Raw genomic sequence first — 14,630 nt, 5'->3', positions numbered from 1 at the left:
ACCGAACAAAGGCTTCCCATGAGCGAAGATGCACAAGACGTAGTACTCGTTGTCGAGGACGATCCCTCGATTCTGATGGTGCTGTCCGCTTACCTGTCGGGCGAGGGTTATCGCGTATTGCAGGCCGAAAACGGCGAACAGGCTTTTGAAATCCTGGCGAGCAAACCCCACCTGGACATGATGATCACTGACTTCCGCCTGCCCGGTGGAATCTCCGGCGTGCAGATCGCCGAACCCGCCGTGAAGCTGCGACCGGAGCTCAAGGTGATCTTCATCAGCGGCTATGCCCAGGAAATCCGTGAGACCGACAGCCCGATCACGCGCAAGGCGCCGATCCTGGACAAGCCATTCGATCTGGATAAATTGCAGGAACTGATGCAGGACATGCTTTCGTAAGCATTCAGGCGCTGATCATTTCCCGTACCTTCGCTGTCAACAGATCAAAGGTGAACGGCTTGGTGATCATCTGCATGCCCGGATCGAGGAACCCGCCGCGCACTGCGGCGTGCTCGGCGTAGCCGGTGATGAACAGCACCCTGAGATCGGGCCGTAGCTGCCGGCCGATTTCCGCCAGTTGCCGGCCATTCATGCCGGGCAGGCCGACATCGCTGATCAGCAGGTCGATGCGCTGGGCCGAATCGAGTATCGGCACCGCGCTATCGCCATCACAGGCTTCGACGAAGGCATAACCCAGATCGCTCAACACCGTGCTGACCAGCACCCGCACCGCCGGATCGTCCTCGACGATCAATACGGTCTCGCCATGGTTGGCGAAGGGCGAGTGTTCGACATTGGCCGGATGCTCCTGAGGCAGGTCACCCCCAAAGCGTGGCAGAAACAGACTCACCGTGGTGCCTTCGCCCACGACGCTGTGGATGACGACATGACCGCCTGACTGCTTGCTGAAGCCATAGATCATGGATAAACCCAGCCCGGTGCCCTGGCCGATGGGCTTGGTGGTGAAGAACGGGTCAAAGGCGCGGTTGACGATGCTTTGCGCCATGCCGCAACCGGTGTCGGTCACGCTGAGCACGACGTAATCACCCGCATCGAGATTGCTCTGGGACTGAGCATAGTCCTCGTCAAGGTGCCGGTTCGAGGTCGAGACCACCAGCCTGCCGCCATTGGGCATGGCATCGCGGGCGTTGATCACCAGGTTGAGCAGGGCGCTTTCCAGTTGATTGGGGTCGGCTTCGGCTACCCAGAGTTGCTGGTCCAGTTGCATGTCCAGGCGAATGCTTTCGTTGATGCTGCGTTGCAGCAGCTCATCCATGGAGATCACCAGGGCATTCATCTCAACGGGTTTGGAATCCAGCGACTGGCGGCGGGAAAAGGCCAGCAGGCGGTGAGTCAGGGCCGCCGCGCGGTTGGCCGAAGTCACCCCCAGGTCGATCAGGCTGTCCAGATCTTCGGTACGGCCTCGGGCCAGGCGTCGACGCAACAATTCCAGGCTGCCGATGATGCCGGTCAGCATGTTGTTGAAGTCATGGGCGATGCCGCCGGTGAGCTGGCCGACGGCTTCCATTTTCTGCGACTGGCGCAGCGCCTCTTCGTTGTGACGCAATTGCGCGGTGCGCTCTTCCACCTGCTGCTCAAGGGTTTCGAGGGTGTTTTGCAGGCGCAATTCACTCTGGCTCAGGTCGATCAGCCGATCCCTGGCCTCGTACTGTCGTCGCCGTCCGCGCAAGGCAGTGGTAACCAGACTGATCAGTGTGATCGGGTGAAAGGGCCGTTCGAGGAAGGTGACATTGCCCAATTGCGGGCCGAAACGGGATGCCGGATTCTGTTGCGGGCCGCCATGGTGCGTCATCAACACGATCGGCAGGTCCGACCACGCGGGCTGCTGTTCAATCAGCCGGATCAACGGTTCAAGATCACTGCCCAGCAGCGCTTCACTGGAAATCAGCAGCAGGCCGGCACCGAGCTCCAACTCGGCGCACAGTCCGGCCAGGTCCTGGCTGATTACCCCGTGAAACCCGGCTTCGTTGAGCATCATCAAGGCAATCTGGCTGTCACGCCCTCGCGGCGCAAGGATGATGGTGCGCTCGGGTGTCGCCAGCACCGCATTCACCGGATATCTTCCGCAAGCAAGGGGTTGCTGGCCCCGAGATAGGTGGGCACTCCGCGCAGTACGCCCTGGAAGGCTTCCAGCGGTTCACCGATGGTCATGCCCTGGGCGCTGATGCGGTATTCACGGATGGTCGATTCATGGCTGCCGGTGCGTTTCTTGATGATCGAAATGGCCCGGCGTACCTTGCCCAGGGCTTCGAAATAACGCAGCAGGATCACCGTATCGGCCAGGTAGGTGATGTCGACCGGGGCCTGCATGTCGCCGACCAGGCCATGCTGGGCAACTGTCATGAAGGTCGCGGCGCCTTTTCGATTGAGGTACAGCAACAACTCGTGCATGTGCAGCACCAGGGCGTTCTCTTCCGGCATTGCCGCCTGATAGCCATTGATGCTGTCGATCACCACGGTCTTGATATTGCCTTCGTCGACACAGCGCCGAACCCGGTGGGAAAACTCTCCGGGAGACAGCTCGGCGGCGTCCACCTGTTCGACCAGCAAATTGCCGCTGTCTTGCAGGGCCTGCAAATCGATGCCGATGTTCTTCATGCGCTCGAACAGCAACCCCAGCTCTTCATCGAAGATGAACAGCGCGGCTTTTTCACCCCGGGCCACCGCCGCGGCGGCGAACACCATGGAGATCAGTGATTTGCCGGTCCCGGCCGGACCGAGAATCAAGGTGCTGGAACCGGTTTCGATACCGCCGCCCAGCAGCGCATCCATTTCCCGGATGCCACTGGTCAATTGCTGGCGCAGGTACTGACCGCGATGTTCGGCAGCCACCAGACGCGGAAATACATGCACGCCGTCGCTGGCGATGGTGAAGTCATGAAAGCCGCCCCGGTATTTCTGGCCGCGGTACTTCACCACGCGCACGCGCCGTCGCTCGGCACCGTAATTGGGTGTCAACTCTTCCAGGCGAATCACGCCGTGGGCGACGCTGTGCACGGTCTTGTCCAGTGACTCGGTGGTCAGGTCGTCGAGCAGCAAGACCGTGGCGTCATAACGCACGAAATAATGTTTGATGGCCAGAATCTGCCGACGATAACGCAGCGAGCTTTGTGCCAGCAGGCGAATTTCGGAAAGGCTGTCCAGGACTACGCGAGTCGGTTTGACCCGTTCGACCACTTCGAAAATCTGGCGGGTGGCCTCGCCCAGTTCAAGGTCGGAGGAATACAGCAGCGTCTGCTGCTGTTCGGCATTGAGCAGGTTTTCCGGAGGCGTCAGCTCGAAGATGTGGACGTTGTCGTCCATCTCCCAACCATGGGACAAGGCGCCCTGGCGCAGCTCGCGTTCGGTTTCAGACAGCGTGATGTACAAGGAGCGCTCGCCGGCTTGCGCGCCAGCCAACAGGAAGTGCAGCGCCACCGTGGTCTTGCCGGTTCCCGGCTCGCCTTCGAGTAGAAACACATGACCGCGGGACAATCCTCCATCGAGGATATCGTCCAGGCCCTCGATACCGGTGGCGGCTTTGGTACGGTTCAATTCGTTGATTAGAGACAAATAAGAGTCCTCTTGTGGCCAGGAACAATGAGGCAGCCACTTGCAAGAGCCGCAACGGGCTGCCTTTTCACTTGACCCCTGGCCCGGACGAGCGTTCAACCTTTTTTGTATTCAGAGCCCCTGCTGCAACGACGGATCATCAGGGTTCATCTGTTCGAGCTGTGCCGTCAGGATCTGCACGTTTTGCAGCTGCCCGCTTTCCTTCCAGTAGTTGATCAGCAGCACCCGTGCCTTGCGATCGTTCGGATGGCGCTGAACGATTTCCTGCAACTGTATCTGCGCCGCTTCGAGTTCCTGCTCACCGCGCAACGTGGTCGCCAGGTCGTAGCGGTAATCGCGGTTATCGGGTTCAAGCTCAACGGCCTTGGACAGGCCGAGCAGGGCGAATTCGCTTTGGTCGTGATGCAGTAGCCAGAGCCCCAAGGCGTGTTGCAGATACGCCGAGTTGGGCTGTGCCTGCAGTTGCCTGGCCAATAGTTGCCGGGCGGCGTCGTTCTGGCCCTGTTTGTCCAGCACTTCGATTTGCAGCACCAGCGCCGGCAGGTTGTCCGGCGCCAGGCGCAGGGTATTGTCCAGCGCCTGTTGCGCTTGCTTGAGTTCGGCGTTGTGCAGGTGCAGCCGGGCCAGCTGATATTGGTTTTCGGCGCTTTGCGGCTCGCTCTTGAGCACGAGCTCCCAAGCATCGACGGCGTGCTCCAGCGGCCCGAAATACAAGCCGAGTTCATCCGGGGACAACCCCAGCAGCGCATTGATTGCCGCCAGCCGCACGCTTTGATCGTTGTCATCGAGCAATGGCCCCAGCAAAAGACTGCGCTGGCCGTTCGGTACCAGGGCGCTGACGCTCCTGATCGCGGCGATACGCACTTCGGGCGACTCGTTCTGCAAGTCGGCATCCGCCAGCTTCAGGGCCACCGAGCTTGGATAATTGGGCAGCTCGGCATGTAGCCAGACACGGCGCTTGGGGGACAGGTCCGGACGCTTCAACTGCTGATAGAGCACCCGCGCGGCACCGGGTTGACCACCCCGGGCCGCTGCCAGCGCTTCGCTATAACCGTGCTTGATGGCTTCGGGAACCACCGGGGTGGTATCGCGCAGGGAAAACCATGCAAGACCGATGACGAGCAGGGCGAAGAGGCTGATAAACAGATAGCGGCGGGACTGGGGCATTCAGGAATCCGGAAGCTGGTGAACTTTTGCAAAGGCGCCAGCTTCGGTCAGGCCAGGCCTTGAGTCAAACCTTGACGACACACACTGACGATTCAAACCGCGGAAAAGCCCTCTCGCTGGCAATCAATGGGCCTGCAAGCTGCGTCGCCAGCAAAACCACTCGAGGCACCGCCACAGTGACTACGCTTGCTGGAAGTGTGTCGACGGGTGTTCCCATGCAAGCGCTACTGCAATACTTCAAAGCGATGCTCAACCCCGGCCCCGGGGTGTTGCTGTTTGCCTTGCGAACCATCGCGGCCGGTTTGTTGACCCTGTACCTGGCGTTTTTGTTCGATCTGGACCAACCCAAGTGGTCGATCATGGCTGTGGTCATCATCAGCCAGCCACTGGGCGGCATGGTGCTGGCCCGCAGTTTTGGCCAGGTGATCGGCACCACGTTGGGCGCGGCCGTGGCGGTGTTGATCATGGCGATCTTTCCCCAGGCTCCGCTGCCGTTCATCACCACCCTGGCATTGTGGCTGGCGTTGTGCACCGCCGGTGGCACCTTGTTGCGCTATACCAGTTCCCAGGCGTTTGTCCTCAGTGGATACACCGCCGTGGTGGTGGCCTTGCTGGCGGTACCGGATCAGGACGGCATGTTTCTGCTGGCGGTGACCCGCGTCACCGAGACCTTGCTGGCGGTGGCCTGCGTGTGTCTGGTCAGCCTGCTGACCGCCAGGCCTGAAGCCGTGGCCCGTGACTACTTCGCCAGGATCGACCAGATCACCCGGTTGCTGGCCACCCATGCCAGCGCCGTCATCCGCACCGAAGAGAGCGAAGCCGATTTCCAGCAGCGACAAATGCAGCTGTTGGGCCAGATCAGCGGTCTAGAGGGCGTGCGCCGGCACATGTACTTCGATGCGCCGCGGTTGCGCAGTGCCAACGGCCTGGTGCAACTACTGGGCAACCAACTGGTGTTGTTGACCGCGCGGCTGACAGCCCTGCGCCACCAGCGGCTGCTGTTGACCGAGCGTTGGGAGGGCGAGTTGCCCGAGGAAATTCAACGTTTGCGGGCCGAAGAACTGGCGTTTCTCGATGAGCTGGCGCGGGAAGGGCGTTCGCTTTCCAGTGACAAGCGCCATCACTTCACGTCGTTGCAACAACGCTTTGATGAGCTGGCCTACAGGGCCGAACAATTGACCGAGCCGTTGCCGGCCACCTTGCGCTCGCTGGCCTGGTCGCTGCGCTGGGAGCAGGCTCGCCTGCTGCAGCAGCTGGAGCAGATTCTGGAATTGAGTGACGCCATCCAGAGCGGGCGACCGGCCAGCAGCGTGTTTCGCGGGCGGGAAAATCCGCTGCATCTGGACTTCACCCTGGCGACCATGAATGCCATCCGGGCTTTTTCCGCGCTGTTGATTTGCGGCCTGATCTGGATTGAAACCGGCTGGGACGGTGCGCGAGCCGGGATGGTGCTGGTGGGCATCCTTTGCTCGCTGATGTCGACCTTTCCAAGACCGCTGCTGGCCGTGCAAAGCTACGCGAGGGGATTCGGGCTGGCACTGCTGGCCTCGGCGCTCCTGCAGTTTCTGTTCGTGCCGATGGTCAGCAATTTCGAGATGCTTGCCTTGCTGTTGGCGCCCTTGCTCTATGCCGTTGCGGTGGGGCTGGCCAGTCCGGCCACGACAGGCACCGGCATTGGTCTGGGGCTCACGACTTTTCTGCTGCTCGGTCCGTTGAACGTGGGGATCGGTCAAAACACCGCCATCCAGTGGTTCGAATTTGCCGGGGCCTATACTTGCGCGACCGTGCTGGCGTTGAGCGTCTATGCGCTGATCTTTCCGTTCAGACCGGATTTGCGCATGGGGCGGCTCTATAAAGAGAACGGCGAGCAGGTATACGCCTTGCTGAAAACCGCGCCGACCGATGAACAGCAGTTTGCTTTCGAGAGCCGCATGGTTGATCGCCTGACCATGATGCTGGGGCTGCTGCCGGCAACGCAGGAGGCCAAATCTCATGAGCGGTTTCAAGTCAGCCTGGCCTGCATGGCGCTGGGGATTGCCTTGAATCAGCTCAGACAGCAGGGGCAGAACAACGCATTGTTGAGTCCGGATCTGCAAAGTCGCCTGTTTTCCACCGTCCGGGAAACGGGCAGGCTGGTCGCCGGCCGGCCCGGGGTCGAAGTGACCCGGGTACTCGATAGCCTGCACGCCCTGGGCGACGAACTGGATGCCCTGCATACCGATGTCCATGAGCGCCTGTGGTCAGTGTTCCGTATGCGCGTGGCGCTGTTGATCGTGGTGTCGTTCGTCGAGCGTTATCGCGGCTACTTTCAACCCTCCGGCATTGAAGGAGACCCTGTCCTTGCCCATTGATCTGGAAGTGGGTGGCGCCTATCTGCCCCCGATTGCCCAGGCGTTGCTGCTGGGCTTGCCGATTTTCCTTTTGCTGGACTGGGTGCTGCGCCGCCTCGGTGTGCTGCAGTTCGTCTGGCATGAGGCCTTGTTCGAAGGCGCGTTGTACGTCTGCGTCTGCGCCACGTTGATACTGGTGATGGGAGTCTGATGCCTTGAAGAACATCCTTCCCCGACTCACGACGCTGGCGGTGGTACTGCTGGCCTTGGTCCTGGGCTGGTTCGCCTGGGAGCATTACACCCGTGCCCCCTGGACCCGGGATGCCCGGGTGCGTGCCGATGTGGTGACCCTGTCCGCCGATGTTTCGGGGCGAATCGTCAGCCTGGCCGTGCAGGACAACCAGCATGTGAACAAGGGCCAGGCGCTGCTGGAGATCGATCCGGCGCGTTACACCTTGGCGGTGGAGCATGCCAAGCGTGCCGTCGAGGTGTCGAAAGCCTCGCTCGGGCAGGCCCAGGCGTCCATTACCGCCAGCGAGGCCTTGCTCAAGCAGCGTCAGAGCGAGGAGCAACGGCGGCGCACGCTCAAGGATCGTTCGGCGATTTCCGGCGAAGAGTGGGAAAAGGCCAACACCGATGTGTCGGTGGCCCAGGCTGATCTACTGCGAAATCAGGCCAATCTGGTGCTGGCCCAGGCCAACGTGCAACTGGCCATCGCGGCCTTGACCCAATCGGAGCTCGATCTGCAGCGTACCCACGTTGTCTCCCCGGTGACCGGCTTTGTCACCAATCTGCTGACCCGGGAAGGCGACTATGCTTCCGCCGGGGGGCCATTGCTGGCGCTGGTGGACAGCGATTCGTTCTATGTCAGCGGTTACTTTGAAGAGACCAAGTTGCCACGGATCGGCGAGGGCGACCGGGTCAGGATCGAGTTGATGAGTGGCGAAACCTTCGGCGGCAAAGTACAGAGCATTGCCTTTGCCATTGCCGACCGGGAAAACCTGCCGGGCGGTCGCCTGTTGGCCAACATCAACCCCAGTTACACCTGGGTCAAACTGGCGCAGCGGGTGCCGGTGCGGATCGAGATCGATGCCGACTATGCCGGTAAAGACAAACTCAGGGCGGGGACCACGGCCACCGTGACCGTCCAGGAAAACCAAAAATCCAAAGACCAATAATAACCACCCACTGTAGGAGCGAGCTTGCTCGCGATGGTCGTTAACGATACCGCGTGCTTACTGACTAAACGCCGCGCTCTTGAGTCCATCGCGAGCAAGCTCGCTCCCACAAGGGATATGCATTGCCCTGGAAAGGTAAAAAAGGTTCCGTGAAGAACCTTTTTTTGGGCTTTCGCTGGTTTTGACTCGGACGCGGTCCCCTGTGGGAGCTGGCTTGTCGGGTCGCCGCATCGCAGCGATGGTCGTCAACGATTACGCGTGTGAACTGGATAAACGCGGCGCACTTGTGTCCATCGCCAGCAGGCTGGCTCCTACAGTTCCCCGGAAATGCGTGAAGAACCCAAAAAAAACCCCGCGACCGAATGAGACGCAGGGCAAAGGAATTGGTTGGTTGCGGCCAACCAAAGGAGCGCTTTAAACCATCGGGTTAATTGCTGGCGACCGTCTCAGGCTGCCAGCCGCCCCCGAGGGCCTTGTAGATGGCGACGATGCCGCGATACAGATCGACTTCGGCCTGGGCCTGGGTGTCTTCGGCCGCCAGGCGTTCACGCTGGGCGTCCAGCAGCACGAGGAAATCGGCGGTGCCTTCGCGGTAGCGAATCTCGGCGAGATCGGCAGCCGAACGGCTGGACTCACTCTGGCGAATCAGCGAGATCAGGCGCTGCTGGCGCTTTCCATAGTCGCTGAAGGCGTTTTCCGATTCTTCCAGGGCCAGCAACACTTGCTGCTCGTACGTTGCCAGGGCGCCTTCGGCATCGGCGTCGGCGGCGCGCAAACGGGCGCGCACGCTGCCCAGGTCGAACGCCGCCCAGGTGATGCTCGGGCCCAGCGCCCAGGCGTTGGCCGCCGAGGAACCGATTTGCGAACCGCGCCCGGCGGTGAAACCAAGGAAGCCGCTGAGGCTGACTTGCGGGAACAGGTCGGCCTTGGCCACGCCGATCCGCGCCGTGGCCGACGCCAATTGGCGCTCGGCACTGCGAATGTCCGGCCGGCGTTGCAGCAGTTCACCCGGATCACCGATCGGCAAGGCTTTGGCAATCGCCGGCAAGTCTTTCGGGCTCAGGTCCACGGTCAGCTTGTCCGGACGCTCGCCCAGCAGCGTGGCGATACGGTTCTTCTCCCGAACCTGTTCGGCCTGCAATTGCGGCACGCTGGCTTCGACCGACGCCAGTCGCGCATCGGCACGTTCCACATCGAGTTGATCGCCGACGCCGGCATCACGCAGGTTGATGGTGATCTTGCGCGATTCCTGCTGGTTCTCCAGGTTGGCCAGGGCGATCTTTTCCCGCAGTTGCGCACCACGCAGTTGACCGTAGGCATCCACCAGTTCGGCAATCATGCTCACCTGCAACTGGTACAGATCGGCTTCAAGCGATTGTTGCTCGGCATTCGCTGATTCCAGGTTGCGCTGGATACGGCCAAACAGGTCGATCTCCCAGGCCATGTCCAGGCCCAGGTCGTAGCGTTCGCTGTTGACCCGGTCGGTGGTCTGGCCGGGAATCTGGCCCTTGCCCAGGTCACTGCTGACACGGCTGGTGACGACCGGCAAGTTGTCGTTGCTGATGTCATCGCGGATGGCCCGTGCGGCTTTCCAGCGGGCAAAAGCGACGCGCAAATCACGGTTGCCCTTGAGCGATTGCGTCACCAACTGGTTGAGGGTCGGGTCTTCGAACTGCTGCCACCAGATGCCTTCGAAACGCGAACGGTCAAAGTTCTTCTGGCCGGCGGCGCCATCGGTGGCGGCCGTGATGTTGGCCGCCTCGGTGTTGGGCGTCTGGTAATCCGGACCCACGGCACAGGCACTCAAGGCCAGGACCAGCAGGCTCGGCAGGAAGGCTTTCAAACTCATCAGTGCGACTCCAGCTTCAGGGCGACCTTGGCGGCTTTGCGCGCCTGGCCACGCTCGACAAAGTTACGAATCAATACGTAGAACACTGGCGTCAGCAACAGACCGAAGAAGGTCACCCCGAGCATCCCGGAGAACACTGCCACACCCATGGCGTGACGCATTTCGGCACCGGCACCGCTGGAGAACACCAACGGCACAACCCCCATGATGAACGCGAAGGAGGTCATCAGGATCGGCCGCAGACGCAGACGGCAAGCTTCCAGTACCGCGGCCAGCGGGTTGAGGCCCTCCAGCTGTTTGTCCTTGGCGAACTCGACGATCAGGATCGCGTTCTTGCAGGCCAGGCCCACCAGTACGATCAGGCCGATCTGGGTGAAGATGTTGTTGTCACCGCCGGAGGCGATCACACCGGTGATGGCCGACAGCAGGGTCATCGGTACGATCAGGATCACCGCCAGTGGCAGGCTCCAGCTTTCGTACTGGGCCGCCAGCACCAGGAACGCCAGCAGCACACAGAGCGGGAACACGAACAACGCGGTGTTGCCGGACAGGATCTGCTGGTAGGTCAGGTCGGTCCATTCGTAGGTCATGCCGTTCGGAAGTTCTTCCTTGAGCAGTTTCTCGATGGCTTTTTCGGCCTGACCGGAGCTGTAGCCGGGGGCTGCCGCACCGTTGATTTCAGCGGTGATGAAGCCGTTGTAGTGCATCACGCGGTCAGGGCCCGAGGTGTCGCTGACCTTGATGAAGGTCGCCAGCGGGATCATCTCGCCTTTGTTGTTACGCACTTTCAATTGGCCGATCTGGTCGGATTCGAGGCGGAACTGCTGTTCGGCCTGAACGTTGACCTGATAGGTGCGCCCGAAACGGTTGAAGTCGTTGGCATACAGCGAACCCAGGTAGATCTGCAGGGTGTCGAAGATGTCGCTGACGGCCACGCCGTGGGTCTTGGCTTTTTCCCGGTCGATGGCGGCATCGACCTGCGGCACGTTCACCGTGTAGCTGGTGAACAGGCCGGCCAGTTCCGGCACGTTGTGGCTCTTGGCGATGATGTTCATGGTTTCCTTGTACAGCTCGTCGTAACCCAGGTTGCCCCGGTCTTCGATCTGCAGGCGGAAACCACCAATGGTGCCCAGACCTTGTACTGGCGGCGGCGGGAAGATCGCCATGTAGGCTTCCTGGATGTTCGCGTACTGGCCGTTCAAGGCACCGGCAATCGCACCGGCGGACATGCTCGGGTCTTTACGCTCGTCAAACGGTTTGAGGGTCACGAACACGATGCCGGCGTTCGGGCTGTTGGTGAAACCGTTGATCGACAGGCCAGGGAAGGCCACCGCGCTTTCCACGCCAGGCTGTTTCAGGGCCAGGTCGGACATGCGCTTGATCACGTCTTCGGTGCGGTCCAGGCTCGATGCGTCCGGCAGTTGGGCGAAGGCCACCAGGTATTGCTTGTCCTGGCCAGGTACGAAACCGGTCGGGGTGCTGGAGAAACCGAAGAAGGTCAGGACCATCAGGCCGGCGTACAGCAGCAGGGCGATGCCGCTTGAACGGATCACACGGGCAACGGTGCCGACATAACCATGGCTCGCCTTTTCAAAGAAACGGTTGAACGGGCGGAACAACCAGCCGCCAAACATCTTGTCCAACACCCTGGAGAAGCGGTCTTTCGGTGCGTCATGGCCCTTGAGCAATACAGCAGCGAGTGCCGGCGACAGGGTCAGGGAGTTGAAGGCCGAGATCACCGTGGAAATCGCAATGGTCAGGGCGAACTGCTTGTAGAACTGCCCGGTCAGGCCGGAGATGAACGCCGCCGGAACGAACACCGCACAGAGCACCAGCGCCGTGGCAATGATGGGACCGGTCACTTCACGCATGGCGCGCTTGGTGGCTTCAATCGGGGTCAATCCGAGCTCGATGTTCCGCTCGACGTTCTCCACCACCACGATGGCGTCGTCCACCACGATACCGATGGCCAGTACCAGGCCGAACAGCGACAGGGCGTTAAGCGAGAAGCCGAACAGGTGCATCACGGCAAAGGTACCGATCAGCGAAACCGGCACAGCCACCAACGGAATGATCGAGGCGCGCCAGGTCTGCAGGAACAGGATCACCACCAGTACCACGAGGATCAGTGCTTCGAAGAGGGTGTGAACCACCGCCTCGATGGAGCCGCGCACGAAGATCGTCGGGTCATAGACGATGCTGAAGTCCATGCCTTCAGGGAAGCTCTTCTTCAGCTCGGCCATTTTTGCCCGGACTTCGTTGGAGATCTCGATGGCGTTGGAACCAGGGCGCTGGAAGATCGGGATCGCCACTGCCGGCTGATTGTTCAGCAGCGAACGCAGGGCGTACTGGCTGGAACCCAGCTCGACGCGAGCGATGTCCTTCAGACGGGTGATTTCACCGTTGTCGCCAGAGCGAATGATGATGTTCTCGAACTCTTCCTCACTGACCAGGCGGCCCTGCGTGTTGACCGACAGCTGGAAGCTTTGGGCATTCGGGGCAGGGGGAGCACCCAACGCACCGGCGGCCACCTGGCGGTTCTGTTCACGAATGGCGGTGACCACGTCAGTGGCGGTCAGGTTGCGCGAAGCGGTCTTGTTCGGGTCGAGCCAGACACGCAGCGAGTAGTCGCCCATGCCGAACAGTTGCACGTCACCGACACCGCCCAGCCGCGCCAGCTCATCCTTGATGTTGAGGATCGCGTAGTTGGACAGGTAGAGCATGTCGTAGCGTTTGTCCGGCGAGGTCAGGTGCACCACCATCGTCAGGTCGGGCGATGCCTTGTCCACGGTGATACCGATGCGCGTCACTTCCTCGGGAAGTTTCGGTTCGGTCCGGGTCACGCGGTTCTGCACCTGCACCTGAGCGTTGTCCAGGTCGGTACCCAGGGCAAAGGTGATGGTCAGGGTGATCTTGCCGTCGGCGGTCGACTGCGAGGACATGTACAGCATGTTCTCGACGCCGGTGATGGCTTGCTCCAGGGGAGCGGCCACGGTTTCACCGATGACTTTCGGGTTGGCACCGGGGAAGTTGGCGCGAACCACCACGGTCGGCGGCACGACTTCCGGGTATTCGCTGATCGGCAACTGGAACAGCGAGATCGCACCGGCGATCAGGATCAGCAGCGAAAGCACCGCTGCGAAGATCGGCCGCGAAATGAAGAATTGGGAAAAATTCATCGTAAAAATCCCTTAACCGCGTGGGGTCGTGGCAGCCAGTTTCACAGCCGTGCCCGGCGCGACCTTGGCAGGCGCGACTTGGGGCAGGTTGCTGGCTTCCAGCGCTTGGCGTTGTTGTGCGAGTGCCGCGAGGGTTTGTTCGCTGGCCATCGGAATCACTTCAGGGGTGACCGGTGAGCCGGGACGTACCCGTTGCAGGCCCTTGACGATGATGGTGTCGTCCTTGTTCAGGCCGCTGCGCACGATGCGCAAGCCTTCGATCTTCGGCCCCAGTTCCACCGCGCGGTAGGCGGTCTTGTTGTCGCCGTCCATCACGATCACGAACTTCTTGCCCAGGTCGGTACCCACCGCTTCATCGTTGATCAGCATGGCGCTGTAGGTGCCGCTGCCCACCAGTTTCAGGCGTGCATACAGGCCCGGGGTGTAGCTGCCATCGCTGTTGTCGAACACGGCGCGACCACGGATGGTGCCGGTCTTGGGGTTGACCTGGTTGTCGACGAAGTTCATCACGCCCTGGTGCGGGTTGCCGTCTTCATTGGACAGGCCCATATACACCGGGGTGGTGGCGCCGCGTTTGCCCTGGCGAGCGAGCTCGGTGTACTTGAGGAACACACGCTCGTCCGCGTCGAAGTAGGCATAGACCTTGTCGGTGGAGACCACGCTGGTCAACGGCGTGGTGTCGGCGGTCACCAGGTTGCCGGCGGTGATTTCCGCACGGCTGACACGGCCGCTGATCGGTGCGGTGACGCGGGTGAAGCTCAGGTTGAGCTTGGCCAGGTCGAGCTGTGCCTGAAGCGCACCGACGGCGGCGCGTGCTTCCTGGGCGGCGCTGGTGCGCGAATCGGCCAGCTCGGCGGAAATGGCGTTGCTGATGCGCAGGCGTTCACCGCGCTGGGCTTCGTTTTCGCTGCGGGTGGCATTGGCGCGCGATTGTGCAACCAGGGCTTCGAGGCGGCGGACCTCAGCCTGGAACGGACGCGGGTCGATCTGGAACAGCAGGTCGCCTTTCTTGACCAGGGCGCCTTCAGTGAATGCCACTTCATCGATCTGGCCGGAGACCCGTGGACGAATCTCGACCGTTTCCGGCGCTTCCAGGCGCCCGGTGAATTCGTCCCACTCGTTGACCGGTTGTTCCAGCACCTTGGCCACGCTGACCTTGGCTGCTGGCATCGTGGCGGCGGTTTCCGGGGCCTTGCCGCAAGCGCTGATCACCACGACGGCCAACAAAGCCAACGGGAAGCGCAAATGTTTGAATGACTGTTCCATGGATGCATCCGCCAATGTATTGAGATTGGCGAATGATGCGCGGCGGGTTTGTATCTCACGAATCGAATGGGGCGAAGGTAACTATCATTCG

10 protein-coding genes are annotated in these 14,630 nt (G+C 61.2%); 4 read left to right on the top strand and 6 right to left on the bottom strand.

From position 1 onward, the window contains the following. The first annotated feature begins 18 nt into the window (after window positions 1–18). Window positions 19–396 (top strand): response regulator, encoded by a 378-nt coding sequence (locus tag Q8X48_RS26525; RefSeq protein WP_007970583.1) that lies wholly within the window; start codon window positions 19–21, stop codon window positions 394–396. A gap of 4 nt (window positions 397–400) precedes the next feature. On the opposite strand, the gene Q8X48_RS26520 is transcribed toward Q8X48_RS26525, so the two are convergent. The 3 genes from Q8X48_RS26520 to Q8X48_RS26510 form a co-directional block, all read right to left on the bottom strand. Next, window positions 401–1,996 (bottom strand): response regulator, encoded by a 1,596-nt coding sequence (locus Q8X48_RS26520; protein ID WP_407802797.1) that lies wholly within the window; start codon window positions 1,994–1,996, stop codon window positions 401–403. 71 nt (window positions 1,997–2,067) lie between these two features. Beyond that, complete coding sequence (locus Q8X48_RS26515) at window positions 2,068–3,570, bottom strand: ATPase domain-containing protein (protein ID WP_407802079.1); 1,503 nt, start codon at window positions 3,568–3,570, stop codon at window positions 2,068–2,070. Between the two features lie 111 nt (window positions 3,571–3,681). Beyond that, on the bottom strand, window positions 3,682–4,737 hold the full coding sequence (locus Q8X48_RS26510; protein WP_407802078.1) for a tetratricopeptide repeat protein: 1,056 nt from the start codon (window positions 4,735–4,737) through the stop codon (window positions 3,682–3,684). Between the two features lie 215 nt (window positions 4,738–4,952). Between Q8X48_RS26510 and Q8X48_RS26505 the strand changes: the two genes are divergently transcribed. Genes Q8X48_RS26505 through Q8X48_RS26495 form a run of 3 tightly spaced genes read left to right on the top strand, consistent with a single transcriptional unit; the run spans window position 4,953 to window position 8,245 of the window. Then, window positions 4,953–7,088 (top strand): FUSC family protein, encoded by a 2,136-nt coding sequence (locus Q8X48_RS26505; RefSeq protein ID WP_407802077.1) that lies wholly within the window; start codon window positions 4,953–4,955, stop codon window positions 7,086–7,088. Next, window positions 7,078–7,278, top strand: a complete 201-nt coding sequence (locus tag Q8X48_RS26500) for a DUF1656 domain-containing protein (protein WP_015095039.1) — start codon at window positions 7,078–7,080, stop codon at window positions 7,276–7,278. Before Q8X48_RS26505 ends, Q8X48_RS26500 begins: the two co-directional genes overlap by 11 nt. Window positions 7,279–7,282: 4 nt before the next feature. Then, entirely contained in the window at window positions 7,283–8,245 is a 963-nt protein-coding gene (locus tag Q8X48_RS26495) for an HlyD family secretion protein (RefSeq protein WP_407802076.1), read from the top strand. Window positions 8,246–8,672: 427 nt separating this feature from the next. On the opposite strand, the gene Q8X48_RS26490 is transcribed toward Q8X48_RS26495, so the two are convergent. Genes Q8X48_RS26490 through mexE form a run of 3 tightly spaced genes read right to left on the bottom strand, consistent with a single transcriptional unit; the run spans window position 8,673 to window position 14,539 of the window. Then, window positions 8,673–10,094 carry an efflux transporter outer membrane subunit gene (locus tag Q8X48_RS26490; protein ID WP_102673809.1) on the bottom strand — a complete coding sequence of 474 codons (1,422 nt, stop codon included), beginning with the start codon at window positions 10,092–10,094 and terminating at the stop codon, window positions 8,673–8,675. Beyond that, entirely contained in the window at window positions 10,094–13,273 is a 3,180-nt protein-coding gene (locus Q8X48_RS26485) for an efflux RND transporter permease subunit (protein WP_095966731.1), read from the bottom strand. The genes Q8X48_RS26490 and Q8X48_RS26485 overlap by 1 nt, the downstream gene beginning before the upstream one ends. 12 nt (window positions 13,274–13,285) lie before the next feature. Continuing rightward, the gene (gene mexE, locus Q8X48_RS26480; protein ID WP_407802075.1) at window positions 13,286–14,539 is read right to left on the bottom strand and encodes a multidrug efflux RND transporter periplasmic adaptor subunit MexE; all 1,254 of its coding nucleotides are present in this window, start codon (window positions 14,537–14,539) and stop codon (window positions 13,286–13,288) included. Window positions 14,540–14,630: the final 91 nt, after the last annotated feature.

Origin of the sequence: Pseudomonas sp. QLc11A, from assembly GCF_052112305.1 — a bacterium.
Classification (GTDB): Bacteria; Pseudomonadota; Gammaproteobacteria; order Pseudomonadales; family Pseudomonadaceae; genus Aquipseudomonas; species Aquipseudomonas laurylsulfatiphila.
Note: the sequence above shows the minus strand (reverse complement) of the source record. Positions and strands in the feature narration are given on the sequence as shown.

Coding starts and splice junctions, on each gene's coding strand:
- Q8X48_RS26525 (WP_007970583.1), top strand. CDS start 19: ATGAGCGAAGATGCACAAGACGTAGTACTCGTTGTCGAGGACGATCCC.
- Q8X48_RS26520 (WP_407802797.1), bottom strand. CDS start 1,996: ATGATGCTCAACGAAGCCGGGTTTCACGGGGTAATCAGCCAGGACCTG.
- Q8X48_RS26510 (WP_407802078.1), bottom strand. CDS start 4,737: ATGCCCCAGTCCCGCCGCTATCTGTTTATCAGCCTCTTCGCCCTGCTC.
- Q8X48_RS26505 (WP_407802077.1), top strand. CDS start 4,953: ATGCAAGCGCTACTGCAATACTTCAAAGCGATGCTCAACCCCGGCCCC.
- Q8X48_RS26490 (WP_102673809.1), bottom strand. CDS start 10,094: ATGAGTTTGAAAGCCTTCCTGCCGAGCCTGCTGGTCCTGGCCTTGAGT.
- Q8X48_RS26485 (WP_095966731.1), bottom strand. CDS start 13,273: ATGAATTTTTCCCAATTCTTCATTTCGCGGCCGATCTTCGCAGCGGTG.
- mexE (WP_407802075.1), bottom strand. CDS start 14,539: ATGGAACAGTCATTCAAACATTTGCGCTTCCCGTTGGCTTTGTTGGCC.